Consider the following 26,454-nt stretch of genomic DNA (forward strand, 5'->3'; position numbering starts at 1 on the left):
TGAGGCTTGCATGGAATTACGTCATTTGCGCTACTTCATTGCCGTCGCCGAAGAACTGCATTTTGGCCGCGCCGCACAGGTACTGGGCATCTCGCAGCCGCCGCTGAGCCAGCAGATCCAGGCGCTGGAACAGGAAGTGGGGGCGCGTTTGTTCGAGCGCACTAATCGTCGGGTTGAGTTGAGCGAGGCCGGACGGTTGTTCCTGCAAGAGGCGCGGCTGGTACTGGCTCAGGTCGACAAAGCCGCCGATGTAGCGCGGCGCGCGCAATCAGGTGAGCTGGGAGAACTGAAGATCGGCTTTACCTCATCGGCGCCGTTCAACTCCAGCATTCCCCAGGCGATCTTTGCGTTTCGCCAGGCGTTCCCGGCGGTGCACCTGAATTTGCAGGAAATGAGCAGCACCGAAGTGGCCGAGTCGCTGGTGGATGAGTCGATCCAGGTGGGGTTGATGCGCCCGCTGCCGTTGCCCGACTCGCTGGGGGTCATTGAATTGATGCGCGAGCCGCTGGTGGCCGTGCTGAATGCCGGGCATCCCCTGGTGGACGGCAGTGAGCGCGGCTTGCACCTGGCACAGTTGGCGCAGGAGCCGTTTGTGTTTTTCCCGCGGACCTACGGCAGCGGTCTCTACGCTCAACTGCTCAATCTGGCGCGTGACGCCGGTTTCAGCCCGCACTTCGCCCAGGAGGCGGGGGAGGCGATGACCATCATCGGCCTGGTAGCGGCGGGGCTCGGCGTGTCGGTGCTGCCGGCCTCTTACCAGCGCATCCGCATTGATGGCGTGGTGTATCGCACCTTGCTGGATCAAGAGGCGGTGACGGCAGTATGGCTGGTGCAGCGCAAAGGCGCGCAGAGCCCGATGGCGAAAGCGTTTGTGGAGTTGTTGACGCGTAAGGGGACCGCGTAGGCGCTTTCACATATCAGGTAACGCAAGGGGCTTAGTTATTCGCGGGGAAGTTACGCAGAATCGCTTTTTCTCTAGCGAGTGGTATGGATGGCACTTCTCTATCAGCCCAAGGAGGGCAGCGTGTTGATTTGTGATTTTCGAGGCTATGAGGTCCCGGAAATCATAAAAATCCGCCCGGTCATTGTGATACGCAAGCACCGAACCAATAAGTTGTTGGTGACAGTGGTGCCATTGAGCACCACTGCACCTCAGACGATTCTGGATCACCACCTGCAGCTTGATAGTCATCTTCAAGGCGCAAGTCCTATCTGTTGGGCAAAATGTGACATTGTGGCGACCGTCAGCTTGGGCAGGCTCGATCGCATCAAAGGTAAGGACCGCCATGGCAAACGGACTTACAAAATCGCCGAACTCACGTCTGATCAGTTTCTAGCGATAAAAGCGGCGGTACGCAGTGCGCTGGGGTTGCTCTGAGGGATGAACGGCACTCTGCCACGAGTTGCCGTAAGGCGGTTTTCAGGCATACTGATCAAGTTCCCGAAAGGGGCTTGTGAGACTCTGTGGATCCTGGGCAACCAGCCATCGCAGAGCCAGGCAGGAAGCGGCGATGACAAGCCAACCTGTTTGTGAAAAGGGCGCCGTAAGGCGCCCTTTGTCGTTATTGGGTTTATTGCAGCCCCGCACCCCGCAACCCCGCCAGAATGTCGCGATCCAGCATGCTCACCCAACGGTTGTAGTTGCGATGGATCTTGCCGTCCTTGTAGCCCAGGTCGCGGCTGTCGCGGTAGGTGATGGCGTAGCTGTTGCGGGTGTAGCGGATATCGATTTGTGCGTAGAACTGGTTGCGCACGGTGATCTCGGCCTGCACCAACTGCGGGCTCAGGCGCTGCACTGTCCATTCGCGCTTTTGCAGGGCGTTGACGATGACCTGTTTGACTTGCTCTTCACTGACCTGGGGGCCGGCTACCAAATCGTGCTGGGTGTTGAGTACCGGTTTACTGGTGCAACCGGCAGTGCTCAGCAGGGCCAGGGTGATCAGGGTGGCGCGTAGCAGGGAGGACATTCCGTTTTCTCCAATCGATTAAAAAGTCAGGACCAGCGGCGGAAAATCAGCGATGTGTTAACGCCGCCAAAGGCAAAGTTGTTGTTCATCACGTAGTCGTGGTGCATCTCACGCAGACCGCCTTGCAGGTAATCCAGCTCGCCGCATTGCGGGTCGACGACGTCCAGGTTGAAGGTATGTACGTACTGGTCGCGATTCATCATCTCGATGCTGAACCACGACTCCAACGCACCGCAGGCGCCCAGGGTGTGGCCCAGGAAGCTTTTCTGTGAGCTGATGGGCATGCGGCTGCCGAACAGGCTGCTGGTGGCCAGGGTTTCGGCAATGTCGCCTTGGTCGGTGGCAGTGCCGTGGCCGTTGACGTAGCCGATGGCATCCGGGGTGAGACCGGCATCTTCCAGGGCCAGCTCCATGGCGCGGCGCATGGTTTTCTGTTCGGGGCGGGTGGTGTGCTGGCCGTCGGCATTGCTGCCGAAGCCGACGATCTCTGCGTGGATGTGTGCCCCCCGCGCCAGGGCGTGCTCCAATTCTTCCAGCACCAGCATGCCGCTGCCCTCACCGATCACCAGGCCGTCGCGGCCACTGTCGTAAGGCCTTGGGCTGGTCTGCGGGGCATCGTTTTTCAGGCTGGTGGCATAGAGTGCGTCGAATACCATGGCTTCGGTGGGGCACAGTTCTTCGGCGCCGCCGGCAAGCATCATCGGCAGGCGGCCGAACTTGATCGCTTCATAGGCATACCCAATGCCCTGGCTGCCGCTGGTGCAGGCGCTGGACGTGGGGATCAACCGCCCGGTGAGACCAAAGAAGATACTGATATTCGCCGCAGTGGTGTGGGGCATCATGCGCACATAGGAGTTGGCATTCAGCCCTTCGGCCACCGAATTGAGCAGCATATTGCCAAACGCCTTGATCTCATCGGTGCTGCCGGTGGACGAGCCGCAGGCCACGCCCATGCGCCCGTCCTTGATCGACTCGTAGCCCAGCAGACCGGCGTCTTTCAACGCCTGCTCGGCGGCCCACACCGCCAGGCGCGAGACGCGACCCATGCTGCGCAGTTGTTTACGCGTCCAGTGGGCGGGCACGACGAAATCGTCAATCGGCCCGGCCAGGCGCGTATTCAATTCGCTGAAGCGGTCCCACTCATCCATACGCCGGATGCCGCTGCGGTTGGCGCGGAAGTTGGCCGAGATGGTGGCCCAATCGCTGCCCAGGGAGGTCATGCCGGCCATGCCGGTGACGACGACACGCTTCATCAGCACAGGCCTCCGTTCACCGCCAGCACCTGGCGAGTGATGTAGCCGGCTTCGGCCGACATCAGGAAATTCACCGCACCGGCGACTTCTTCCGGGGTGCCCATGCGCTGCGCCGGGATCATCTTCATCAGCTCTTCAACCGGCACGTTTTCATCGAGCATCGCGGTGTCGATCAGGCCGGGAGCCACACAGTTGACGGTGATCTTGCGTTTGCCCAGCTCGATGGCCAGTGCCTTGGCTGCGCCGATCAGGCCGGCTTTCGAGGCGCTGTAGTTGACCTGGCCACGGTTGCCGATCAGCCCCGATACCGAGGTGATGCACACGATACGCCCGGCCGCACGACGGCGGATCATCGGCATCATCACCGGATGCAATACGTTGTAGAAACCGTCGAGGTTGGTGCGCATCACCACGTCCCAATCGTCTTCGGACAAGGCCGGGAACGCGCCGTCACGGGTCAGGCCGGCGTTGAGTACCACGCCGTAATAGGCGCCATGCTGCTCCACGTCCGCCTCCAGGATTTGCTTGCAGCGCGCGCGGTCCGCCACATCGAACTGCAGCACCCGCGCCTGGCGCCCCAGGGCCTGGATTTCGACCTGCACCGCATCGGCTTCGGCCCGGCCGCTGCGGCAATGCAGCACGATGTCATGCCCGGCCTGGGCCAGGCGCAAGGCAATGGCGCGGCCGATGCCACGGCTGGAGCCGGTGACCAGTACGGATTCAGTCATGGCGTTTCGTCCTTAGATTCATCTAAATAGTTGGCCGCCTGGGGCGGTCGAAATACGTTCAAGCGGGCGCTGGCCTGGATACCGTCGCCGGTCAGGTGGCATTCGAACACCCCCATGCCGTTATCGTCTTCCAGGGAACGCAGGCCGTGGATGCGCAGCTCTGCGCCTGCGGGGAAGTGCTCCACGTTGCACTCGAACTTACGCGTGCCCAACAGGAAGCCCAGTTCCACGGCTTCGCCTTTCCGGCGTGCCCGGCAACCGGCATAGGCGGCGACACTCTGCGCCATCAGCTCGATGCCGACCCAGGCCGGCAGGCTGCCGTCCGGGCGGCTGAACAAACCGCCGGGCTTGACGGTGACACGGGTGTGGACCTGCTCTTCATCGAACGACAGCACCTGGTCGATCAGGATCATGTCGCCCGCATGGGGCAGCAGTTCGGCGAGTGGCCAATCGATCATGGGGCCTCTGCGATTATCAGGCTGATGTTATTGCCGCCGAAGGCAAACGAGTTGCTCATCAGGCAGCGTTTTTTCAAAGTGTCGCCTGCTGCGGCCCATTGCAAGGCCGGCAATGCCGGGTCGGCCTGGCCATCCCACACATGCGGCGGCACTGCACCGTGAGCCAGGCTCAGCCAGCAGAAGGCCGCTTCCAATGCACCGGCTGCGCCGAGGGTATGGCCGCTCATGGGTTTGGTCGACGAGCAGGCCACACCCTGGGGGAACAGGCTGGCCACGGCCAGGCTCTCCATGGCGTCATTGTGCAGAGTGGCGGTGCCGTGCAGGTTCAGGTAGCCGATCTGTTCCGGCGCCAGTTTCGCACTGGCCAGGGCCTTGCGCATGGCGTGCAACGCACCTTTGCCGGAGGGTTCGGGGGCGGAAATGTGGTGGGCATCACAGCTGGCGCCGCTGCCGATCAACGCGATGGGCGCAGGCTGGCGACTCATCAGGAACAGCACCGCCGCTTCGCCGATGTTGATGCCGTTACGGTTTACCGAAAATGGATTGCAACGTTCGCTCGACACCGCTTCCAGCGCGGTGAAGCCGTTAAGCGTCAACTTGCACAGACTGTCGACGCCGCCGCAGATCACCGCATCGCATACGCCCAGGTCCAGCAGTCGCTGGGCACTGACCAGCGCACGGGCACTGGACGTGCAGGCTGTGGAAATCACATAGGCCGGGCCGCTCAAGTGCAGCCAGTCGGCGAGGAAATTCGCCGGCGCGCTGAGCTCCTGCTGCTGGTAGTCATAGTCGCCGGGGAATTGCTGATTGCGCAGGTAATGGGCGATACCGCGGCTGGCCTCATCGATGCCCGACGTGCTGGTGCCCAACACGACACCCACGCGTGCTGCACCGTGGGTGTGGATCGCCTGACGAATCTCGTCTTCAATCTGCAGCGCCGCTTCCAGCAACAGTTGGTTGTTACGGCTATTTTGTGCGCCCAGCGCTGCGGGAATGTCTGCCAGCTCACCCCGCACGCCGCCTACCGGCAGCACGCGATCCGGCACCCAGCCGCTCTCGGCGCGCATGCCCGAGCAGTCGCCGGCAAACAGGCTGCGGCTGACTTCGGCTTGGCCGCGCCCCAGCGCGCAGATCACGCCGAGCGCATTCAGATAGGCCGTCATCGGCCTACCCCAAGCGGTGTGATGCGATAGCTCAACGGCTGCCCATTCATGTTCACACTGAACACCTCGGAAGACTGATACACGATTTGCCAGTGCCCCGGCAGCGTACGCGTCAGGTCCCTCGCCTGGGCGCTCGGGTACAGCGCAGGCACGTCATCGGCCGACGTCAGGGCAAACAGCAGCGCAGCGAACAGCTCCCGCGCCTGAGGGTTGGGCGGCAGCAAACCATCGGCCTGCCACTGGCCATCGACCAGTTTTTGGCGGGCCTGGGGAATGCCCAGCGGGTCCATCATCGACCAGCGAATCGCGCTGCCTTCACGCTGGATGACCAGCAACCAGTCCTGGGTCTGGCCGCCCGTGCGGCGCTGTACATGCAGTTGCATCGGCAAGCTCAACGCCGGGGTTTTCGCCGGCAGCGGCGGCTGGCTGGCGCAGGCACTCAGCAGCAACAGGCAGCCGATCAGCAACAGGCGGATCATGGGGTGGCACTCGCCAGAGGTTTACGCGCTACGCAGTTGACCAGCGTTTCCTCACGTTGGCCCACCGGCGGCGGATTGCGCAGGCCCCAGCGTTCGAGCAGGCCGAAATCGCTGGCACGGCTCCACCACAGATAGGGGTATGAGACGTTCTGCGGGCCAAATTCAAAGCCCTGTTCGCGGAGCATCTGCAGGTACTCTTCGGCGCTCTTCTGCACGTGCATCGGGTGACGGAACAGCCAGCGGATCACCCAGGTATCGATGTAGGCTTCGGTCGACTCGGCAAACAGCAAGTAACCACCGGGCTTGAGCACTCGGTAGAACTCTTTGAGTGCGCGATGCTGTTCGACCAGATGATGAAAGGTCTGGTGGCAGAACAGGATGTCGACGCTTTCGTCCGGCACCTGCAGGGTCGCGCAGTCGCTGCCGATCAGTTCCACCGCCAGGCCTTGGCGGGCGGCTTCGGCCTGGCTCAGCGCCAGGCTGTGAGGGTCGGCATCCAGGCCGATCAGGCGCTCGGGCGCAAAGACCTGCTGCAAATAGCGAAACGACTTGCCCTGGCCGCAACCGGCGTCCAGCAACACCGGCGCCACCGGCAACGGTTCGCTGAACAAGCTGCGCAGGTCATTGATCGCCACGCGCAACACATGGTGTTGCCAGGTGTGGCTGCGCAGGAACCAGAAACCGAACCGGGTTTCTTCGACGTAGTTCTTACTCAGGTACTGGGTGGTCATACCGTTTCACTCGCACAAATTTCCGACAACATCCGCAGGCGCCGCTTGGGTTCGCTGACAAACGGGTTACGTTCATCCCAGGCATAACCGGCGAGAATCGAGCTGATCATCCGACGGATCTCCGGTGAGCTGCCCGGATGAAAGATCACGTCCTGGAACGTTCCGGCATACCAGCCTTCGACGTAGCAACGGAAGGTATCGACACCGCGCTTGAGCGGCTCGGCAAACTCGGTTTGCCAGTCGACGGTTTCGCCCTTCAATTGGCGATGCAGCACACCCGCCGCCATGCTCGCCGAACGCATGGCAATGGTTACGCCGGAGGAGAATACCGGGTCGAGGAACTCCGCCGCATTGCCCAACAGCGCAAAGCCCGGCCCGTGCAGGGTTGTGACGTTGGCCGCGTAACCGCCGATGGTCCGTGCCGGCGTGTCCCAGACGGCGTTTTGCAGTACGCCGCGCAGGCTCGGGGTTTCATCGATGAAGCCCCGCAGGCACGCGTCGAGGTCGCTGTCACGGCCGTCAAAGTGTTGTTTGGCCGCCACTACGCCGACTGAACAACGCCCGTTGCTGAAGGGGATGGTCCAGAACCAGATATCGCGCTTCGTCGGGTGGGTGGTCACGAGGATTTTGCTGCGGTCGAAACCTGGGTGCGTGATGCGGTCCTCGACGTGAGTGAATACCGCCTGGCGCAAGGGAAAGTTCGAAGGGGCTTCCAGTTCCAGCAGGCGCGGCAACACGCGGCCATAACCACTGGCATCCAGCACGAATCTGGCCTTGACGTGGTACTCGCTGCCGTTCTCCCGGCGGATATGCAGGTAGCGGCACTCGCCACTCAAGTCCACACCCGCGACGGTTTCGCCGTAGCGAATGTCCACGCCTTGCAGTGCGGCCTGATCGGCCAGCAACTTGTCGAACTCGCCGCGCTGCACCTGGAAGGTGGTCGGCTTGCCGTTGCTGAAGGTGTCGCCGAAATCAAACGCGCTGTAGCGCTCGCCCCAGGCGAACGCCGCACCGGTTTTCACCTGGAAACCCGCTGCTTGCACGGCGTCGAGCATGCCGGCTTCTTCGATAAAATCGATGCAGTGGGACAGCAGGCTTTCGCCAATCGAGAACCGTGGGAAATGCTGGCGCTCGATGATCAATACGTCATGCCCGTTGCGCTTTAACAGCGCGGCGGCGATAGCCCCGGATGGTCCGGCGCCGATCACGACCACCTGGCGACGTTCCATTTCAACTATTGGCACGAGGGCTCCTTGCCACTTTGGCGATAACGGTATTCATAAGGCATGTTTGTGTTGCCCGGCCCAGGGCGCCAGCATAAAGCTGAACGCCAGGCCCAGGCTGACCGACAGGCCGAAATTGCTCACGGCCGGTGTACTGGACACCGCCAGCAGGCCGAACGACAACCATGTCGTCAGCGCGGCCAGCAGCGTCCCCAGAAGACTCACGGCCGCGCCGCCGATCTGCTCGCGCATCAGGATGGCGTAGTCGACGCTGATGGCCGTGACCAGCAGCAGGCCGAACAGGCTGAACAGGGTCAGCGGCTGGCCCAGCCAACCGAGGCTGGCCAGGCTGCACAGGGCCGCCAGCAACGGCAGGGCGACAATGCGCAAGGCACCGCCGAAACCGAACGGCAGGATCAGCAGCAACACGATCAGCACGCAGGACATCAGTTTCAATTCGGCGGCGCTGACCTGCGTGTCGGCAAACACTCGGTTCAGGTCGCCCAGGCGGTCGACCAACTGCACGCCGGGCAAATCCTGTGCTTGTACGCGCAGCAACGCCGCGTTGTTCAAGCCTTGCAGGCTGACCATCGCCGCGACGCCGCCGTCCACCGGGCCCAGCCAAAGGGTGCGCCAGGGTTCGGCCAGCGGGCCCTTGAGCGCCGCATCGATGTCTTCGGTAGGCAACGCCTGCAACTGCGTGACTTCGGCCTGCAGGGCGCTCGCCGGGATGCCGAGGTCCAGCAGCGGTTGCCAATGCTGCGCCAGGTTGTTCAGTCCCTCGCGCAGTTTTTGCTGTTCGGCGGGCAGATTGACCAGTTGGTTGAGCGCCAGGTAGCCCTGGAGCTTATTCATGTTTACCAGTTGATCCAGGCGCTGGCCCAATGCGGCCTGGCGTTCCAGCAACTGCTGCTGGTTCTCTGCCCGCACCAGGAAGAACTGGCTGGTTGGCTGAAAACCGGTGATGCGCGCCACGGCCTGGGCTTCCTGTAGCAGTTGCGGCGGTGCGCCGATCCACTGGCGGATGTCGTTCTTGCTGCTCAGGTGCCACAGGCCGCCGGCGCAAAACAGCAACAGCAGTACCAACAACACCGGGCTCGGTACGTGTTTGAGCAGCGCTGTACGCGCTTGCCACAACACCTCGGCAATACGCAGCGGCCACTGCGCGGGGCGCAGTTCCACGTTCTTGAGCAGCGCCGGCAGCAGGCACACGGCCGACAGATACGCCCCCACCAGCCCGGCGGCGGAAAACACTGCGATTTGTGTCAAGGCGGGAAAGGGCGTCCAGGCCAGCGCCAGGTAACCGATGCAACTGGTGGCCAGGCTCAGGCTCAGCCCGGGCAGGGTGATGCGTAACGCCGGCCAACTGCGCCACGGGCGCATGCTCCAGCTTTTCGACAGGTAGTGCAGCGGGTAATCCACCGCCACGCCGATCAGGCTGGAGCCCAGCACCAGGGTTATCACATGCATGTGGCCGAACAGCGCGACACAGGCCACCGCGCCAAACAGCATGCCTGCCAGCACCGGGACAAACGCCAGCAGTACGCGCCAGCGGCGGAATGCCAACAACAGCAACAACAGGATGCCCAAGGTGGCGCCGCCGCCGACCCAGGTGATCTCCCGTGTGGCTTGCTGCTGCCCATTGGCCGCGTAGAGCAGGCCGCTGGCGGCGAGCAGTTGCGCGCCGTGTTCGCCTGCCTGTAGGCGGCTGGCCTTGAGCAGATCCGCCACTTGCAGCGGTAGTTTCATATCGAAGGCATTGCCGGTGGTGCGCGCACGCAGCAACACCCAGCTTTTGCCGTCGGCATCGGCGATCAGCGCGCCGCTGCCGATATCCAGTTGCACCGAGCCATGTTGCGGCTGGCTGCTCTGGATGCGCCCGGTCAGGCCCAGCCAATCGTCCTGGCTCGGCACCAGGCTGAACCCGGTGAAGGGGTCGAACAGGGCCTGCACGCGCTGCTGGATAAACGCGTCGGGATGGTCGATCAGTTGCTCGCGATCCTTGGCCGCGAGCATCGCCAGCCGCCCGCGCAGCAGCTGTTCGCGCAGTGCCGGCAAGTCGGCTTGCAGGTTCCATTGCACCTTTTCAAACAAGCCGCTGGCCTGCCAGCGTTCGCCCAGTTGCTGCGCTACGTTCACCGCTTGCTGGCGGTCGGTATGCCCCACCAGCACCAGCATCTCGCGGTTCAACGGTTCCTGCATGCGCTGCTCGGCTTGCAGTTCGAGGGCATCCGGCGTGTTGCCCGGCACCAGTTCCATCAGGTTGGCCGACAGCGGCGCACCGTGGCGCCACTGCCAGCCGGCCACGGCCAGCACGGCCACCAGCAGGATCAGGAACAGGCGCGGCAGCAGGCGCTCACTGGGCAAAGTCGTGTTGCTCCGCGTCAGTCAGGGGCAGGCTTGCAGTGCTGTCCTGCATGCGCAGCACGGTGCTGTCACCCTGGGTTTCGAGCAACTGGATGGTCTGCACCAGTTCGCCGCCGTCAATGTTGATCTGGGTGAACACTTGCTTGAGCAACAACGAGCGTGGAACCAGCGTCAGCTTCCACTGCTTGGCTTCGCCTTGCAGTTGCAGTTCAAAGTCGCGCTGCAAGCCGCTGCTGTCGCCCTGCAGCACCGCAAGGAACAACCGGTTCTGCTCGGCCCCGGCGCTCTTGTTCGGCAGCAGTTGCCAGCCACCGGCGTCACGGCGGGCAATGCCCTGGGCGCTGATGCGGTAGTCCTGTTGCAACGGGGTTTTGAGCAGCCACAGCAGGCCGTGGTCTTTGGCCAGCACGAAGGTGCCTTTGCTGATCAGCGGCTGGGGCAGGGCGCGCAGGTGTTTTTCCTGGGTGAAGCTGCCGTGGATCACCGATGGTTTTGCCAACTGCTCGCTTAGCTGCTGCAGGTCAAAAGCATGAGCACTCAGGCTTAGCAGCAACCCAACCCCTGTAGGAGCGAGCTTGCTCGCGAAAAACCTGAGGGCGCGGCGCAGTGTCAGGCAGCCCGTATTCACGTTGACGATTTTCGCCGGCAAGCTGGCTCCTACAGGGGATCTCATTGCAGGGCCCTCTCGACGGCGTCGGTGAAGACTTTGGGCGAGGCCAGCTGCATCTCGCGGCTGGCGATTTCCACGGCCACTTGCACGGTGCTGGCGCGGGTCATGCGCTCGCCGCTGGCCAGGTCGGTAATCAGGTAGTTGACCTTCAAGCGGTTCTCCCATTCCACCAGGCTGGCGCGCACATTGAGGGTCTGGCCAAAGGTGGCGCCGCGCACGTAGCGTAGTTGCATATCGATCACCGGCCAGGCGTAGCCCGATGCCTGCATCTGGGTGTAGTTGTGCCCGAGTTTGTCCAGCAACGCACAACGCGCCACTTCCAGGTACTTCACGTAATGCCCATGCCAGACCACATGCATGGTGTCGATGTCGAAAAACGGTACGAGGATTTCAGTGTCGCAATGCAACACGCCCTGGCTACGCATGCAGCCTCCAGTGTTGCTCGGCGATACGTTTGAGGCACAGGCGCAACTCGCCTTCCAAGGCTCGATCCTCGATGACCGGCGGGAAGTCTTTGCCCAGTTCCTCGTGCATGGCGGCCAGGGCCGGCGGCAGCGGCCGTGCCTCCTCTGCCTGGGCGCGCAGCCATACGCCTTGGTTGGCGGCGAGCAAGGTCGCGGCGGCGACTTGTTCGGTCAGCTCCAGCACGCGGATCGCGTCGCGGGCGGCGATGGTGCCCATGCTCACTTTGTCCTGGTTATGGCACTCGGTGGAGCGCGAGAACACGCTGGCCGGCATGGTGTTTTTCAGCGCTTCGGCGGTCCAGGCGCTGCTGCCGATCTGCACGGCCTTGAAGCCGTGGTTGAGCATGGCGCGGTCGGCCGGCGCGCCGGACAGGTTGCTCGGCAGGCCATGGTTGTAGCGCACGTCCACCAGCAGTGCGAGCTGGCGGTCAAGCAGGTCGGCGACATTGGCCACCAGGGTCTTGAGGCTGTCCATGGCAAAGGCGATATGCCCGCCGTAGAAGTGCCCACCGTGCAGTACACGTTCTTCTTGCGCGTCGATGATCGGGTTGTCGTTGGCGCTGTTCAGCTCGGTCTCGATAAACGCGCGCAGCCAGCTCAGGCTGTCGGCCAGCACGCCGAGTACGTGGGGTGCACAACGCAGCGAATAGCGGTCTTGCAGGCGGTGCAGCGGCGCGGTCGGCGCATCGATTGCCAGATCCTTGCGCAGCCAGGCGGCCACTTGCATCTGCCCCGGGTGCGGTTTGGCGGCGAACAGACGCTCGTCGAAGTGCTCCGGGTTGCCTTGCAGCGCCACCACGTTCAGCGCGGTAATGCGTGTGGCCAATTGCAGCAGGTAGTCGGCGCGGGCGAAGGCCAGGCAGGCCAGGCCGGTCATTACGGCGGTGCCGTTCATCAGCGCCAGGGCTTCCTTGGGGCGCAATACCAGCGGGGTCCAACCCAGTTCGCGGTGTAAGTCGGCAGCCTGGCGGCGCTCGCCACGGAACATCACCTCACGTTCGCCGGACAAGGTCGCCGCCACATAAGACAGCGGGGTCAGATCGCCGCTGGCACCCACCGAGCCTTCCTCCGGGATCAGCGGCAGTACGTCGTGTTCGAGAAAGGCCTGCAGGCGCTCCAGCAGTTCGACGCGCACGCCGGACACCCCATGGCACAGCGACTGCAACCGCGCAGCCAGTACTGCGCGGGTGGCCTGGGCGTCGAGCAGCTTGCCCAGCCCGCAGCCATGAAAGGTATACAGGTGACGGGGCAGCGCCTCGACGTGTTGCAGCGGCACCGCCACCACGCACGAGTCGCCGTAGCCGGTGGTCACGCCGTAGATCACGCCTTCCTTGTCCAGCAGCGAGTCGAGGAACTGCGCGCCCTTGGCGATACGCTGGCGATACGCGGCGTCGTTCTGCAACTGCGTGGACGCCTGGCGGTTGGCCAGGGCTCGCACGTCTTCAATGCGCAGAGCGCGTTCGCCAAAGGTTACCGGCTCAAGATGCGTCGTCATCGGTCTTCCAGAAAGGGTAAAAGTTGAACCATTGTCGGGGCGCTTGCAGGCAGAACTCGCCCAGGCGTGCGGCGTAGCGCGCAGTCCACTGGGCAATGACCTGCTCGCGGGTACTGCGCTTCCATTCGATCAATTGGGTGAAGGGCTCGATGGTCAGGCGATAGCGGCCGTCGTGCTTGAGGCACATCAGCAGGTTGACCGGGCATTTGAGCAGGCCGGCCAGCAACCACGGACCTTGGGGGAAGGCGGCATCCTGGCCGAGGAAATCCACCCGCACCTTGCGCCCGCCGTGCAGCGGCACGCGGTCGCCGGCAATCGCCAGCCACTCGCCCTCGTCCAGGCGCTGGCTGAGCAACAGCATGGTGGCCGGGTCGAGTTCGCTGACCTGGATCAGACGCAAATGGGTCGCCCCGGCTTCACCCAGCAGGCGATTGAAACGCTCGGCATGCTTGGTGTGCACCAGCACGTTCATGGTGACTTGCTCGCCGATCTCCGCCAGGGCGCGGCACACTTCAAGGTTGCCCAAGTGTGCGCCCACCAGCATCTGCCCGCGCTCGCCGCGCAGTTGCCCACGCAATTGTGCCGGGTCGTCGATTTCGATCTGTTCGATGCGCAGCTTGCCGTTCCACACATCGAGCTTGTCGAGCAAGGCGTCGGCGAAGGCCATGAACTGACCGAACACGCTTTTATGGGTGGGTTGCAATTCGTTGCGGCCGCTCCAGTACGCCAGGCGCTGCTGGTACTCCCAGGCACTCTGGCGGGCCGTGCGGCCGAAGAGGAAGAAGTACAACACGATGCCGTACAGCAGGGGGCTCAGCAGGCGACGGCCCAGGACCCTGGCGGCGACAGCGGTGAGTTTCATCAACCAGAAACTGCCGCGCTCCTCGCGGTCGGCCCAATGTTTGTGGCTGTCGTTCATGCCTGCCACCGCCGCCACAGGATGATCGGTGCCCGTACCAACATGCCGAAGAACAGCCGGGTATGCATGGCCGAGATACGCACGTTGTCGCGGAACAGGCGGAAGTGCGACAGGCCGTCGGCGGGGTAATGCACCTGGGTCGGCAGCCAGCGCATCGGCTGGTTGCGCCAGGCCAGGCGCACCAGGATGTCCGAGTCGAAATCCATGCGCGTGCCGATGTAGGCCGAGTCCATCAGGGCCAATGTGGGTGCCAGCGGGTACACGCGAAAGCCACACATCGAGTCGCGAATCTGCAGCGACAGGGTGTTGATCCACACCCAGACGTGAGTCAGGTAGCGTGCGTACAGGCGGCCCTTGGGCACGCTTTCATCGTATTCGGGATAGCCACAGATCACGGCCGTTGGGTGGGCGCGCGACGCGTCAAGGAAGGCCTCGACTTCACGCAGGTCGTGCTGGCCGTCGGCATCCACCTGCAGGGCGTGGCTGAAGCCCAGGCGTGCAGCCTCGCGAAAACCGGCCATGACCGCGCCGCCTTTGCCCTGGTTGCTCGGCAAGGTCAGCAGGGTGACCGACTCCAGCGTCGCCAGTTGCGCCAATACGGCCGCGCAGGCCGGGCTGCTGCCGTCATCCACCAGCAGGCACGGCAGGCCACTGTCCAGCAGGCTATGGACCACGGCCGGCACGGCGGCTTCATGGTTGTAGACCGGGATCAGGGCGCACGGCTTATGCATGGGCGGTGACCAGCTGGATGCGCCCGCTGGAGCAAGCGGCAACGCCGTTGCGGTAGGCGAAATACAGTTTGCCGCGTTCCGGGTCGAAGCGCAGGTGCAGCTCGATCTGGTCACCGGGGCGCACCAGTTGCTGGAACTTGAGCACTTCCATGCCGGCGAACGTCGTGGGCAGGTCCATCAGCTGTTGGCCCAGGTTGAACGCCCATTCCACCTGCACCACGCCCGGCAGTACGGGCGTCGCGGGGAAGTGGCCGCTGAAATAGGCCAGGTCCGGTGGGACGCTCAGTTGCAGGGTCCATTCGCCGTCGGTTTCGACTTGCTCCAACACGTGCGGCGTTTTTGGCCGTGGGGCGAGCAACAGGGCCGTGACGTCGGCCTGGGGCAGCTTGCCCTGGGCGTTCAGCGGCAACTGGCGCAGCAAGCGCCAACGGCGGGGCAGGGCCAGCGCCTCGCAATGTTGGCTCAAGTGCTGGCGCAGGGTTTGGGTCAGCGTGCGACGTCCCTGGTTGCGCAGGGCGTGCAGGCCGTCGGCACTGAGCACCACCAGCGCGCCGAGGGATGCGCGGTTTTCCTGCACCACGCCCAGGCGGGTTTCGGCAACCCACGGGTGGGTCATCAGTGCCTGTTCCAGCATGGGCAGGGAGATGCGTTTTTCTTCCAGCTTGACGATGCGGTCCAGGCGGCCGAGCAATTCAAAGCGGCCATCGGCGTGGATCCGCGCCGCGTCGGCGGTCTGTTCGATATGACCGGCCGGCAGATAGGGCGAAGCAATGCGCAGGGCGCCCTCGGCATCCTGGCTCAGTTGCACATCGGCAAAGGGGTCCCACGGCTGTGCGCCTTGGCGCCAGGCGATGCCACCGGTTTCCGAACTGCCGAGGATTTCCGTCGGCCATTGCTGCAGGCGATCGTAAAGCTCGCCGGCCGCCTCGATGGGCAAGGCGCCGCCGGACGAAAACACCCGTGATACCTGGCGCAACGCGGGCCAGTCGAGGTTGTCGCCCATGCGCTTGAGCAGCGCCGGGCTGGCCACCCAGGCAAATTGCGGGTGTTCGCGGCTGGCGCGCTGCAGGTCTTCGGGAAAGGCCAGTTGCTGGCGCACGAAGCGGCGCCCGGCATACAACGGCCATAACACGCGGAACAGCAGGCCGTAGATGTGTTGCGTGGCGACACTGCCGATGATGCAGGCGTCTTTGAGGTCCGCGCCCCACAGGGCCTCCAGGGCCTCGACTTCGTTGGCCAGTTGGCGCAGGGTTTTGTCGATACGCTTGGGCTCACCGCTGGAGCCGGAGGTGCACAGGCTCAGTCGGCAGGTGTCCAGGTCGAGCGCGGCGGGGCTCAATGGCGCCTGGTACAACGTATCGAGATCAGTCGGCTCAACCAGCCAGGCATCCACTGAGTCGTCCCAGCGTTGGCGGGTCTGGGGTTGCAGGTCGGCAGGCAGCAGCACACTGACCCCGGCACGCCAGGCGCCCAGCAGGGCAATCGCCAGTAAGCCTGCGTCTTCCAGATGTACAGCCAGACGCTGGATGCCACGCGCTTGCAGGCCCGCCGCGAGGCTCAGGGCGTGTGCCCACAGCTGGGCATGATTCATCAGCGGCTCGCTGGTCACCCAGCGCTGTTCCAGCGGCTCAAGCAGCAAGTGCTCAAGTTTCAAACCTTTCATACGCGGCCTCGAACCCTTTGTCGTACCAGCCATTCCACGGCAAACAACAGCCCCATCAGCCCGTAGGCGATCAAGCCGTTGTACAACGTCCACCAGCTCAGCGGCGCCCACAGCGTGAGGGCGGCGGCCAGCAGGCCATTACACAGAAAAAACACGCTCCAGACCACGGTGACCTGGCGCGTATAGACCACCGCTTTGGGCGGCAACTGCGGCTCGGTCATGCGCGCCAGGCGCTCGACCACCGGCGGGCCATACTTCAGGCTCAGGCCGAACAGCGCCAGCATGAATGCGCTGACCAGGCTAGGGTACCAGCGCAGCCACTGCGGGTTGTCGAACCAGGCCAGCAACAGGCAGAACACAATCACCGTCACGGCCATCCAGCGACTGCCGGGGCGCCGAGCCGCAGTGAGTGCACGCAGCAGCCACAGGCTACCCAGCAACAGGCCGAACTGCCATGGCGCGAAGTGCTCGGTGCCGTAATACACCGCAAAGGGGTACAGCAGCCCTGCCAGCAACAGGCCAAGGCCGATCAACCGGCTCATGCGGCAGGCGTGACCAGACGGTACACCGCCTCTACCACGTCGTTCACGGTACGCACCGCCTTGAACTCTTCGGCGGCGATCTTCTTGCCGGTCTGGCGTTTGATATGGTCGATCAGGTCCACGGCATCGATGCTGTCGATTTCCAGGTCCTGATACAGGTTGGCCTCGAGGGTGATGCGTTCCGCGGGCAGTTCAAACAGTTCCACCAAGGCATCGCGCAGGGTGTTGAAAATATCGTCACGAGTTTGCATGGTACGGTCTCAAGCTGCCTGTCTGGCTGTGACGAACGCCGCAAGGCTGGCCACGTTGGTGAAGTGATTGCGGGTGTCCTTGGCGTCGGCGTCGATCTTGATACCGTACTTTTTCTGGATCGCCAGGCCCAATTCCAGGGCGTCGACCGAGTCCAGGCCCAGGCCTTCGCCGAACAGGGTTTGTTCGCTGCCGATGTCGTCGGCGCTGATGTCTTCCAGGCCCAGGGCCTCGATGATCAACGTTTTTATGTCGTGCTCAAGGCGTTGTTGGTCGCTCATCTTCGGCGAGCTCCTTAATGAAATAGTGGTGCAGGTAATCGTTGAGCTTGCGTGAAGCCTGGGGCGCAGGCCCAAGAGCGGCAAACGCTTGTGGTTCTATATCGGCACCCACCCGCAAACTGAAGTGCACGCGGCATTTGGGGATGCGGTACCAGGGTTCGGCCTTGGTCAGGGTGGTCGGGTTGACCTTGATCACCACGGGGGTAATGATTGTCGCACCGCGCAGTGCAATGGCGGCGCCGCCGCGATGAAAGGCGGGTGCCGCGCCGGGTGGGGTGCGGGTGCCTTCGGGAAAGATGATCAGGGTCTGGCCTTCGCGCAGGGCATCGGCAGCGGCATCGAGCATTTCGGCGCTGCCATCATTGCTGATATAGCCGGCCTCACGCACAGGCCCACGGGTGAAGGGGTTTTGCCACAGGCTCTGCTTGACTACGCAGTTGGCCTGGCGCACCAGGCCGATCAGGAACACCACGTCGATCAGCGACGGATGGTTGGCGATGATCATCTGGCCCGGGCGGCCGAGGTTTTCAGCACCTTCGACGCTGTAGGTCAGCACGCCGGCGCGTTGCATCAGGCGGATAAACAGCCAGAACAACCTGCTGATGGTCAGGCGCGCACGGCGCTGATGTGTGTCGGCGCTGCCCGGCAGACAACTGAGCAACGGAAATACCAGCAACCGCAGGCACAGCCCGCCGAGGCCGAACAGCGCGAAGCTGGCGGCGGTGGCGAACAGGCGCCAGTAGTAGGCGTCCCGCGGTTTGCGGGTCAGGGCTTGCGTTGCCAGTTCCATACACGGTTCTTCCAGGCATGTTGGCAGGCGTCCTGTCCGTTCAGCAGGGTGCGCAGCAGGTTCAGGGCGTGGGGCCACGGTTGGGCGGTGCTGGGTTGGACAGTGCCGGTGCTGAGTTCCAGCTGCCACTCGTCGCCCGGCGTCAGCAACAGGCCCAGAGCGTAGGGGAAGGGTACGTCGTGGATCCAGCTGGCATAGGCTTCGGGCGGCTGTTCTTCGGTGATCACCAGCAGCACGGCCGGCGCCCCTTCGTCGAGCAGTGCGGCGGCTTCCAGCAGGCCATGCTCCAGGCCATCGCCGGCGGCGGCGAGGGCGGTCATTTCGCTGGTTTCATTGCGCAGGATCGACCACAGGCCAATCACCGCGTTATGCACCGACAGGCTGAACTGGGTGGGCGACAACGGCTGGTCGTTGGCCAGGTCGCTGAGGATATCGAGGGTGCGCGGGGTTTCGCCGTGGCGGGAGATAAAGACCAAAGGCAGGTCCTGCAGGCCCTCGGCCAGCGGCCACCCCACGCTGAACGCCATGCGCGCCAAGCGGCTCAGGCGCCGGCGCTGCATGGCCGGGAGGAATGACACGTCGGGGGAGGCTTCGCTGGCAGGCAGCAACACCGGGGCCAGGCACCATGTGCGCCAGGCATCCGCGCTCTCGAGGCCAGGAGCCCATGCGCGCCATTGGGCGATGTTGAAGTTGATCACTGAGACGTTATCCCGCCCCTGCGGGCTTCCATGTGCGGCTGTTGGCCCCGAATACCGGGACAGGGAGCAACGGCCGAATGGCGCGCATTATCCCGGTGGCGTGGGGTTCTAGCAAATTTTGGTAAAAATTTGTGCACGTCGATTACAAATCAGTCGTGGAGATTTGCCGATTGTCCTTTACGCGGTGCTCGTTGGGGCGTCGGACGCGTCCCTTTCATTTGTATGCGAGGTCCTGGTATCGGCGTGTCATGCAGGGCTGAACGGATGAACGAGGTAGCTAACAGGCGCTTTTGCCCTCTACACTCGGGACATTCATTGATACACGGAGGTTTTTCCATGCGGCGCGTGGTGTTCAATCAGAAAGGCGGTGTGGGCAAGTCCAGCATTGCCTGCAACCTGGCGGCGGTCAGCGCCAGCGAAGGCTATCGAACCCTGTTGGTGGACCTCGATGCACAAGCCAACTCAACCCAGTACCTCACCGGGCTGACCGGCGACGATATCCCTATGGGTATCGCCGATTTTTTCAAGCAAACCCTGTCTTCGGGGCCGTTTTCCAAGAAAAACCAGGTGGATATCTACGAAACGCCGTTCGATAACCTCCATGTGGTCACCGCCACCGCGGAATTGGCGGATTTGCAGCCCAAGCTTGAGGCCAAGCACAAGATCAACAAGCTGCGAAAACTGCTGGATGAGCTGGGTGAAGATTACGATCGGATCTACCTGGATACCCCTCCGGCCTTGAATTTTTATGCGGTTTCGGCGCTGATTGCCGCTGATCGAGTGTTGATTCCGTTCGATTGCGACAGCTTCTCGCGTCAGGCCCTTTATGGCCTGCTGGCGGAAATCGAAGAGTTGAAGGAAGACCATAATGAAGGCCTTGAAGTGGAGGGCATTGTGGTCAACCAGTTCCAGGCCCGGGCGAGCCTGCCGCAGCAGATGCTCGACGAGTTGATCGCCGAAGGCTTGCCGGTGTTGCCGGTGTACCTGGCCAGTTCCGTGCGTATGCGCGAGTCACACCAGGAGAGCAAGCCGCTGATCCACTTGGACCCACGGCATAAGCTGACCCAGCAGTTTGTGGAATTGCATAACCTGCTGGAAAACGCGTGACCTGAGGCGCAACACAAAACTTATGTGGGAGGGGGCAGATCCCCTGGCTTATACGCCTGGACGAGCAATAACCTCACCGCTCTAAATCTTTAGGTAAAACGCGGTCAAATGTGGGAGGGGGCTTGCTCCCGATGGCGGTGGGTCAGTCAGCACAGGTGCTGCTGATAGCCTGCTATCGGGAGCAAGCCCCCTCCCACACTTGATTTGTGTTGTTTTTGAGGTTGGGTCAGATGCCCTGGCTGCGTAACCAGCTCATCAACTGCGGCAATGGAAACGCCCCACTCTGACGCGCCACTTCGCGGCCGTTCTTGAACAGAATCAGACTCGGGATCGAGCGAATGCCCAACTGCGCCGACAACTGCTGGTTGGCCTCGCTGTCCAGCTTGGCCAGCCGGCACTTGCCCTGCAGTTGCCCTGCCGCCTGTTCGAACACCGGTGCAAACGACTTGCACGGCCCGCACCAGTCGGCCCATACATCGACCAGTAACGGTAAATCCCCCTTGATCTGGCTGGCGTAGTCGCCTTGCTTCAGCTCGAAAGGCTTGTTCAACAAAACCGCTTGCTTGCAACGCCCGCATTTGGGCGCATCACCCAGGCGTTCGCCGGGGATGCGGTTGAGGCCGTTGCAATGTGGGCAGGGAATGACGAGAGGTTCGGACATGGATGCGCTCCTTGGGTGTGGCCAGTGGAGTGTATTTGGAGCCAAGTCTGGGGGTTATCAAGGTTGGAAGAGGAGACTTATCCGCTCACAGTTTTGCCTGTGTCGATCTGAGTTCGGCTGCCTAGGCTGCTAAAGCCGGTTTTGTTCTGAGCCGTTGGTCTGTTTGTGGCTATAGCAAATTGCGATAGTCGCAATTCGAGCTTAGCCTTCATAGCAAGATGCGATAAGGATGTTGCATGCGAGTCATCAGTGAAAAAAGGATCTGGGAAGCCAAGGAAAAGTGGCCGCGCTCAGCGATGGCGTTGGATCAGTGGTATCGCGTAATCAAACGCAACTCCCCCAAAGACTTTGCGTCGATGAAAACCATGTTCCCCGCCACTGACAAGGTCGGAGAGTTTCACGTGTTTGATATCGGGGGTAACAAGCTGAGGTTGATTGCTTGCGTGGCGTATCAGGTGCAGCGCGTTTACATCAAGCATCTGCTTGATCACCGCGATTATGAGAAAGATAAATGGAAGGAAAAAATCAGATGAGCGCACTCATGCGAGTAGCGGCTGAACACTGGCAGTTCGTTTCGCCGGTGCTGCGCAAACCAGAAAGCGAGGCGGACTATGATGCGCTGGTGTGCGGTTTGGACGAGTTATTGAGCCTGATCGGTGAGGTTGAAGACAGCCCTCTGATGAGCTTGGTGGACATTCTCAGCGACTGGATCGAAGCCTACGATCAAAAGCATCGCCCAATGCCCGTCGCCAGTGGCGTCGATGTCCTGCGATACATGATGCGCGAGCATAACCTTACCCAGAGCGACTTGCCGGGCGTCGGCGCCCAGTCCGTGGTTTCTGAAATACTGAGCGGAAAGCGCCAGCTCAACGTGCGGCAAATTCGTTGGCTGGCTGAGCGTTTTGGCGTTTCAGTGGAGACCTTTATCTAAGGGCTTCAAGACGAACAACTGATCTCCAGATGCTTACCCCAATCCGGTGGCCGCTGCGCGTATTGCTCCATTCCCGCTTGCGCCTCGAACGGCTTGGAAAGCACCTCATGCAGCCGCCGCACTTCGCTGTAATCCCCGGACTCGGCGGCGGCAATCGCGTTTTGCGCAAGGTAGTTGCGCAAGATATACAGCGGGTTCACCGCATGCATCCGCGCACGGCGCTGTGCTTCGCTGCCGTCGCCGTCGCGTTCAACACGGGCCTTGTACAGCTCGGCCCAGGCGTCAAACCCGGCCAGGTCGACAAAGTCATCGCGCAGACGTGCCACTGCCAGCGCCGCCGGCTCATCCCCCAGGCGGCGGAAGAACAGCGTGTAGTCCACGCCGCTGTTCTGCATCAGCTTCAGCAGGCGTTCGACCAATTTCTGGTCATCATCTTCGGCGGTGGTCAGCCCCAGCCGGCGACGCATCAGGTCCAGGTAGTGCGCCTGATACAGCGGCAGGTACAGGCCAAGGGCTTCTTTCAACGCGTCGACGCTGATAAACGGGGTGAGCGCCTGGGCCAATGCGCTGAGGTTCCACTGCCCGATCGGCACCTGGTTGCTGAATGAGTAACGCCCTTCATGATCGGAGTGGTTGCAGATGAAGTGCGCGTCGAAATCATCGAGAAACGCAAACGGCCCGAAGTCGAAGGTGATGCCCAGGATCGACATGTTGTCGGTGTTCATCACCCCATGGCAGAAGCCGTAAGCCTGCCATTTGGCGATCATCTCGGCGTTGCGCTCGACGATTTCGCGGAACATTGCCAGGTACGGTTCGGGCTGTTCCCGGCACTCGGGGTAATGCAGGTTCAGCACATGTTCGGCCAACTGCGCCTGCTGCTCGGGCTTCTGGGTGTAGTAGAAATACTCGAAATGCCCGAAGCGGATATGGCTGGGCGCCAGGCGCAGCACCATCGCGCCGCGCTCCTGTTTTTCACGCCATACCGGTGTGCTGGAGCCGATCACGCATAAGGCGCGGCTGCTGGGGATGCCCAACGCATGCAGGGCTTCAGAGGCCAGGAACTCGCGGATCGATGAGCGCAACACGGCGCGTCCATCACCCATCCGTGAGTAAGGCGTCATGCCGGCGCCCTTGAGGTGCAGGTCCCAGTGTTCGCCCGCGTCGTTGTACACCTCGCCCAGTAACAGCCCACGGCCGTCACCCAGTTGCGGGGTATAGCCGCCGAACTGATGCCCGGAATAGACCATCGCCCGTGGTTGCGCCTCGGCCCACAGCTTGTGGCCGCCAAACAGCTCGGCGAACACCGGTGTGTCGGCCACGGCGGGGTCAAGGTCGAGCAGGGCCATGGCGGCGTCGCTGGCTACGACCAGGCGCGGTTCGTCGAGGGGTTCAGGCAGTACGTGGGTCGAGAACGCGTCGCCCAGGCGTGCGAAACGGTTGTCGAAGGTCAGTTCGTCGAGGGCTTTCACCGGCCATCTCCAGCAGAATGTCCGAGCATTCTGCTGGGGATAACGCCGTTAGTCGAGTTTGCTGGGCGGCGGTTCTTGCACACCGCCGTCGTTGGCGGGCTGGGTCGGCGGGTCGACTTCCACCAGTTTGTATTCCTGGCCGTGCAGGTTTTTCAGGTAAACCTCCATCTGGCGGAACGAAATGTTGATGTGCTCTTTCTTGAACTCGCGGTTGATAAAGCGGTTCACTTCGTCGATCACCGGGTTGCGGTCGCCCAGGTCACGCACGTGCATGCGCAGTTCGTGGTCGAGGGTGCTTTCGCCGAAGTTGAGGAAGTACACATGCGGCTCCGGCTCCTTGAGCACCCGCGGGTTTTCGCGGGCAGCCTTAAGCAGCAGCTCTTTCACGCGGTCCAGGTCGGAGCCGTAGTCCACGCCCAGTTTCAGGGTGACGCGGGTGATGGTGTCGGTCAGCGACCAGTTGATCAGTTGCCCGGTGATGAATGTCTTGTTCGGGACAATGATGTCTTTGCGGTCGAAGTCGGTAATGGTGGTGGCGCGGATGCGGATCTTGCTCACCGTGCCCGACAGGTTGCCGATGGTAATGGTGTCGCCGATGCGCACGGGGCGTTCGAACAGGATCATGATGCCGGAGATGAAGTTGGCGAAAATCTCCTGCATCCCGAACCCCAACCCCACCGACAGCGCCGCCACCAGCCATTGCAACTTGTCCCAGCTCACACCGAGGGTGGACAGGGTAGAGACGAAGCCGACGCCGGCAATCACATACGACAGCAAGGTGGTGGTGGCGTAAGCGCTGCCCTGGGCCAGGTCCAGCTTGGACAGCACCAAGACTTCCAGCAAACCGGGCAGGTTGCGCGCCAGGGCGAAGGTGATGCCGACGATGATCGAAGCACCGAGCAGGTCGCCGATGCTGATCGGCACCATGCTGATGTTGGCACCGGTGCCGCTGGTGTATTCGTAGAGGGTCACGTTGTCCAGGTAGGAGAACACGGTGATCAGGTCTTTCCACACCCAGTACAGCGCCGCAATGAAGCCGCCCAGCAACGCCAGGCGGATCAGGCGCATGGATTGTTCGTTGACCTGCTCGATATCCAGGGTCGGTTCTTCGATCACGGCTTCGCCATCGCCGGCTTCCTTGGCGGCCTGGCGTTTGGCCAGGGCCCGGGCATAGGCCAGGCGTCGTGCGGCAACGCCCAGGCCGCGTGCGAAAGTGGCCTCGATGACCAGCCAGAGCATCAGCAGGTACAGGGTGTTGATCAGACGGTCGCTGAGTTTGAGCGCGGTATAGTAGTAGCCGAAGCACACCGCGATAAACAGCGCGATGGGCAGGGCGGTAAACACCAGCCCTACGACTTTTCGGAACAGCGAGGCTTTTTCGTGGGTTGGGCTGTTCAGCAGCAGGCGACCGAGCAGCCAGGCCATCAATGCGTAACAGGTCAGTACCACGCCGATGCCGAGCACGTCGTCGGCCAGCGCCGCCGGTTGATGTTCGGCGATGGCCACCACGGCAACCAGCGCCAATACGACCAGCCCGAGTTTGCGTATCCAACCCTGGAGAAAGGCCACCTGAGGCCGCTCCCAGCGGAAATGCAGTTCAGCCACACCGCCCGGCGCGAGAATTCTGTAGGCGGTGTAGAACACCAGCCACGCTTGGGCAATCAGCAGCAGTGCGACGCCCAGGTTGGCGTTTTGCCCGCGAGCGTCGATCTGCAGGGCATAGCCGCACAACGCCAGGCCCAGGGAGACCGGCAATGCCAGCAGGATATTGATCAGGATCGCCTGCGGTGTGTGCCACTGGCTGTCGCGCTTGAAGTGGCCGATGTCCAGGTGGACCTTGTTCAGGCGCTGGTACAGGGCTTTGCGTCGCCACAGCAAGGCACCGATCAACAGCAGCAATGGCAGGAACAGCAGCGGGCGTTGAGTCAGGCCGTCATACAGTTCGCTGACGCTGGAGGCCCAGGGCAACGTGGTGATCTGCTTGCTCAGGTGATCCGGTACGGTTTCCAGCCATTCGGTATCCAGCGGCTTGTTGCTGGGGATCCAGAACATTTGCTCATCCAGGGTCGCGCGCAGGTTGCTGGCGGTGCTGAGCAGTTGTTTCTGGTTCAGTTGCAGGGTGATGGATTCATTGAGCAGTGCGCTCAGTTCCCGGCTCAGGCGCTCCAGCAGGTCGCTGCGCGTGATCGCCAGTTCCAGCAGGGTACGGCGCAGTTGTGGGGTGACTTCATCCGGCGGCTGGTTGGCCAGCAGGTTATCGACATAGCTGCTGGGGGTGCTGATCAGCTCGCGTTGCTGGTTGACCTCGAACTGGTACAAGCGAATGTTGGCGATGTCGTCTGCCAGGTTGCGGTCGACGGTGAGGCGCGGCAACGCCTGTTTTTGTTTGTAGAGGATCTTGGACAGCAGCAGGCTGCCCTTGAGCACGTTGATTTGCTCGTCCAGGGCCGAGTCGCTCTGGGTCACGGTGTCCAGTTGCTGTTTGGTCTCCAGGTTCTTCTGGGTCAGGTCGTTGAGGCGGTCGGTGCTTTTGAGCAGGTAGTCGGAGAGCTTGAGGTTGGCTGCGCTCTCGGAGGCCAGCAGGCTGCTGCTGCCGGCTTTTTGCGCTTCGATGGACTGTTGGGTCACCGTCTGTTGGGACTGGGCCAGGCGCTTCTGGTTGATCAGGGTTTGCAGGTCCTGGATCTCTTGTTCCAGGCGCGCGGTTTTTTCGACCACCAGATCATGCTGGCTGTTGCCCAGGTCTTGCAGTTGGCTGTTGCCGGCCAGTTCCTGGCGGCGCAGCGGGATCAGCGCATTCAGGGAGGCGAGCTCGGCATTCAGCTGGTTGCGCTGGTCGCCGCTGAGGGTCTTGCCGTTGTCTTTACCGAGCTTGAGGGTCGCGTTGATCTGCTGGATACGCGTCTGGCTGTTGCTGATTTCGGTCTGGGCGCGCTCGGGGCGGGTTTGAGCGGCGATGGTCAGGCTGTTGGCGTCGGCCAGCTCTTTTTGCAGGTCGCCTTGCTGGGTGGAGCGTTGCACCAGCAGTTGTTCAAGCTGCGGCACCGGCAGGCTCGCGTAGCGCTGCGCCACCGGGATGATTTTGGTGGCCTTGAGCCGCACCAGTTCGCGCTGGTTTTCGCTGGTCTGGCGCGGAGCGTCTTCCAGTTGGCGCTTGAGGTCGATGAGGCGCTGCTCGTAATCCTGCTTGTTGCCCAAAAAGGTCAGGGTCTGTTGCAGGATGGTCTGCAGCGCCTTCATATCGGCGTCGGGCAGCTTGCGGTCGGGCAGCTTGTCCAGGCTTTGCTGGATGGCGTCGGCGCTGGGCGGCTCGGCGGCATGGACGATGCCGACACACAGGGTCAGGCTCAGCAGGGCAGTGGCGAGATAAGTGCGCAAGGTTGGCATAGAGACCGGTCGAGCAAGGTGAAGAATC

At 62.4% G+C, this 26,454-nt stretch carries 28 protein-coding genes; 5 read left to right on the top strand and 23 right to left on the bottom strand.

The genetic code is table 11. From position 1 onward, the window contains the following. Positions 1-10 precede the first annotated feature (10 nt). Positions 11-904, top strand: a complete 894-nt coding sequence (locus tag JBE38_RS08800) for a LysR family transcriptional regulator (protein ID WP_205344142.1) — start codon at positions 11-13, stop codon at positions 902-904. A gap of 87 nt (positions 905-991) precedes the next feature. Then, positions 992-1,378 (top strand): type II toxin-antitoxin system PemK/MazF family toxin, encoded by a 387-nt coding sequence (locus JBE38_RS08805; protein WP_205344143.1) that lies wholly within the window; start codon positions 992-994, stop codon positions 1,376-1,378. 193 nt (positions 1,379-1,571) lie between these two features. Here the strand turns inward: JBE38_RS08805 and JBE38_RS08810 are convergent, their stop codons facing one another. From JBE38_RS08810 to JBE38_RS08905, 20 genes are read right to left on the bottom strand one after another with little or no spacing between them, the layout of a single operon-like run. After that, a complete protein-coding gene (locus JBE38_RS08810) occupies positions 1,572-1,967 on the bottom strand; it encodes a hypothetical protein (protein WP_090367264.1) in 396 nt (131 codons plus the stop codon). 26 nt (positions 1,968-1,993) lie between these two features. After that, complete coding sequence (locus tag JBE38_RS08815; protein ID WP_205344144.1) at positions 1,994-3,220, bottom strand: beta-ketoacyl-ACP synthase; 1,227 nt, start codon at positions 3,218-3,220, stop codon at positions 1,994-1,996. After that, positions 3,220-3,948 carry a 3-oxoacyl-ACP reductase FabG gene (gene fabG / locus JBE38_RS08820; RefSeq protein WP_090367259.1) on the bottom strand — a complete coding sequence of 243 codons (729 nt, stop codon included), beginning with the start codon at positions 3,946-3,948 and terminating at the stop codon, positions 3,220-3,222. Before fabG ends, JBE38_RS08815 begins: the two co-directional genes overlap by 1 nt. After that, the gene (locus tag JBE38_RS08825) at positions 3,945-4,406 is read right to left on the bottom strand and encodes an ApeP family dehydratase (RefSeq protein WP_205344145.1); all 462 of its coding nucleotides are present in this window, start codon (positions 4,404-4,406) and stop codon (positions 3,945-3,947) included. The genes fabG and JBE38_RS08825 overlap by 4 nt, the downstream gene beginning before the upstream one ends. After that, entirely contained in the window at positions 4,403-5,569 is a 1,167-nt protein-coding gene (locus tag JBE38_RS08830; protein ID WP_161547726.1) for a beta-ketoacyl-[acyl-carrier-protein] synthase family protein, read from the bottom strand. Before JBE38_RS08830 ends, JBE38_RS08825 begins: the two co-directional genes overlap by 4 nt. Beyond that, positions 5,566-6,048: a hypothetical protein gene (locus JBE38_RS08835; RefSeq protein ID WP_205344146.1), complete on the bottom strand. Its 483-nt coding sequence runs from the start codon at positions 6,046-6,048 to the stop codon at positions 5,566-5,568. Before JBE38_RS08835 ends, JBE38_RS08830 begins: the two co-directional genes overlap by 4 nt. Beyond that, positions 6,045-6,779 (bottom strand): class I SAM-dependent methyltransferase, encoded by a 735-nt coding sequence (locus JBE38_RS08840; RefSeq protein ID WP_205344147.1) that lies wholly within the window; start codon positions 6,777-6,779, stop codon positions 6,045-6,047. The genes JBE38_RS08835 and JBE38_RS08840 overlap by 4 nt, the downstream gene beginning before the upstream one ends. After that, positions 6,776-8,023 (bottom strand): NAD(P)/FAD-dependent oxidoreductase, encoded by a 1,248-nt coding sequence (locus JBE38_RS08845; RefSeq protein WP_104995319.1) that lies wholly within the window; start codon positions 8,021-8,023, stop codon positions 6,776-6,778. Before JBE38_RS08845 ends, JBE38_RS08840 begins: the two co-directional genes overlap by 4 nt. 33 nt (positions 8,024-8,056) lie before the next feature. Then, complete coding sequence (locus tag JBE38_RS08850) at positions 8,057-10,369, bottom strand: MMPL family transporter (protein WP_205344148.1); 2,313 nt, start codon at positions 10,367-10,369, stop codon at positions 8,057-8,059. Continuing rightward, positions 10,359-11,042 (bottom strand): outer membrane lipoprotein carrier protein LolA, encoded by a 684-nt coding sequence (locus JBE38_RS08855; protein WP_090367250.1) that lies wholly within the window; start codon positions 11,040-11,042, stop codon positions 10,359-10,361. Before JBE38_RS08855 ends, JBE38_RS08850 begins: the two co-directional genes overlap by 11 nt. Next, positions 11,039-11,464, bottom strand: a complete 426-nt coding sequence (locus JBE38_RS08860; RefSeq protein WP_060755184.1) for an acyl-CoA thioesterase — start codon at positions 11,462-11,464, stop codon at positions 11,039-11,041. The genes JBE38_RS08855 and JBE38_RS08860 overlap by 4 nt, the downstream gene beginning before the upstream one ends. After that, on the bottom strand, positions 11,457-12,998 hold the full coding sequence (locus tag JBE38_RS08865) for an HAL/PAL/TAL family ammonia-lyase (RefSeq protein WP_205344149.1): 1,542 nt from the start codon (positions 12,996-12,998) through the stop codon (positions 11,457-11,459). The genes JBE38_RS08860 and JBE38_RS08865 overlap by 8 nt, the downstream gene beginning before the upstream one ends. Next, complete coding sequence (locus JBE38_RS08870; RefSeq protein WP_060755214.1) at positions 12,982-13,917, bottom strand: LpxL/LpxP family acyltransferase; 936 nt, start codon at positions 13,915-13,917, stop codon at positions 12,982-12,984. Before JBE38_RS08870 ends, JBE38_RS08865 begins: the two co-directional genes overlap by 17 nt. Continuing rightward, positions 13,914-14,648, bottom strand: coding sequence for a glycosyltransferase family 2 protein (locus JBE38_RS08875; RefSeq protein ID WP_060755182.1), 735 nt, complete (start codon positions 14,646-14,648; stop codon positions 13,914-13,916). Before JBE38_RS08875 ends, JBE38_RS08870 begins: the two co-directional genes overlap by 4 nt. Beyond that, positions 14,641-16,311, bottom strand: a complete 1,671-nt coding sequence (locus JBE38_RS08880; protein WP_205344150.1) for an acyl-CoA synthetase family protein — start codon at positions 16,309-16,311, stop codon at positions 14,641-14,643. Before JBE38_RS08880 ends, JBE38_RS08875 begins: the two co-directional genes overlap by 8 nt. Further along, positions 16,308-16,853 carry a COG4648 family protein gene (locus JBE38_RS08885; RefSeq protein WP_090367243.1) on the bottom strand — a complete coding sequence of 182 codons (546 nt, stop codon included), beginning with the start codon at positions 16,851-16,853 and terminating at the stop codon, positions 16,308-16,310. The genes JBE38_RS08880 and JBE38_RS08885 overlap by 4 nt, the downstream gene beginning before the upstream one ends. After that, positions 16,850-17,104 (bottom strand): acyl carrier protein, encoded by a 255-nt coding sequence (locus JBE38_RS08890; protein ID WP_060755179.1) that lies wholly within the window; start codon positions 17,102-17,104, stop codon positions 16,850-16,852. Before JBE38_RS08890 ends, JBE38_RS08885 begins: the two co-directional genes overlap by 4 nt. A gap of 9 nt (positions 17,105-17,113) precedes the next feature. Beyond that, entirely contained in the window at positions 17,114-17,383 is a 270-nt protein-coding gene (locus JBE38_RS08895; protein ID WP_060755178.1) for a phosphopantetheine-binding protein, read from the bottom strand. Continuing rightward, complete coding sequence (locus tag JBE38_RS08900) at positions 17,361-18,173, bottom strand: lysophospholipid acyltransferase family protein (protein WP_205344151.1); 813 nt, start codon at positions 18,171-18,173, stop codon at positions 17,361-17,363. The genes JBE38_RS08895 and JBE38_RS08900 overlap by 23 nt, the downstream gene beginning before the upstream one ends. After that, entirely contained in the window at positions 18,149-18,871 is a 723-nt protein-coding gene (locus JBE38_RS08905; RefSeq protein ID WP_205344152.1) for a beta-ketoacyl synthase chain length factor, read from the bottom strand. Before JBE38_RS08905 ends, JBE38_RS08900 begins: the two co-directional genes overlap by 25 nt. Before the next feature lie 336 nt (positions 18,872-19,207). Here JBE38_RS08905 and JBE38_RS08910 point away from each other — a divergent pair, with 336 nt between their 5' ends. Beyond that, positions 19,208-19,978 (top strand): ParA family protein, encoded by a 771-nt coding sequence (locus tag JBE38_RS08910; RefSeq protein WP_060755175.1) that lies wholly within the window; start codon positions 19,208-19,210, stop codon positions 19,976-19,978. Between the two features lie 226 nt (positions 19,979-20,204). Here the strand turns inward: JBE38_RS08910 and trxC are convergent, their stop codons facing one another. Continuing rightward, positions 20,205-20,639, bottom strand: coding sequence for a thioredoxin TrxC (trxC, locus tag JBE38_RS08915; RefSeq protein WP_126851488.1), 435 nt, complete (start codon positions 20,637-20,639; stop codon positions 20,205-20,207). A gap of 236 nt (positions 20,640-20,875) precedes the next feature. Here trxC and JBE38_RS08920 point away from each other — a divergent pair, with 236 nt between their 5' ends. After that, positions 20,876-21,172, top strand: a complete 297-nt coding sequence (locus JBE38_RS08920) for a type II toxin-antitoxin system HigB family toxin (RefSeq protein ID WP_060755173.1) — start codon at positions 20,876-20,878, stop codon at positions 21,170-21,172. After that, positions 21,169-21,570, top strand: a complete 402-nt coding sequence (locus tag JBE38_RS08925) for a helix-turn-helix domain-containing protein (RefSeq protein WP_060755172.1) — start codon at positions 21,169-21,171, stop codon at positions 21,568-21,570. The genes JBE38_RS08920 and JBE38_RS08925 overlap by 4 nt, the downstream gene beginning before the upstream one ends. A gap of 5 nt (positions 21,571-21,575) precedes the next feature. Here JBE38_RS08925 and selO read toward each other — a convergent pair whose 3' ends face one another. Together selO and mscK are read right to left on the bottom strand one after the other, a co-directional pair. Beyond that, the gene (selO, locus tag JBE38_RS08930; RefSeq protein ID WP_205344153.1) at positions 21,576-23,039 is read right to left on the bottom strand and encodes a protein adenylyltransferase SelO; all 1,464 of its coding nucleotides are present in this window, start codon (positions 23,037-23,039) and stop codon (positions 21,576-21,578) included. 48 nt (positions 23,040-23,087) lie between these two features. Continuing rightward, on the bottom strand, positions 23,088-26,426 hold the full coding sequence (gene mscK / locus JBE38_RS08935; RefSeq protein ID WP_090367235.1) for a mechanosensitive channel MscK: 3,339 nt from the start codon (positions 26,424-26,426) through the stop codon (positions 23,088-23,090). Positions 26,427-26,454: the final 28 nt, after the last annotated feature.

Origin of the sequence: Pseudomonas sp. ICBG1301 (assembly GCF_016918385.1) — a bacterium.
Taxonomy (GTDB): domain Bacteria; phylum Pseudomonadota; class Gammaproteobacteria; order Pseudomonadales; family Pseudomonadaceae; genus Aquipseudomonas; species Aquipseudomonas palleroniana.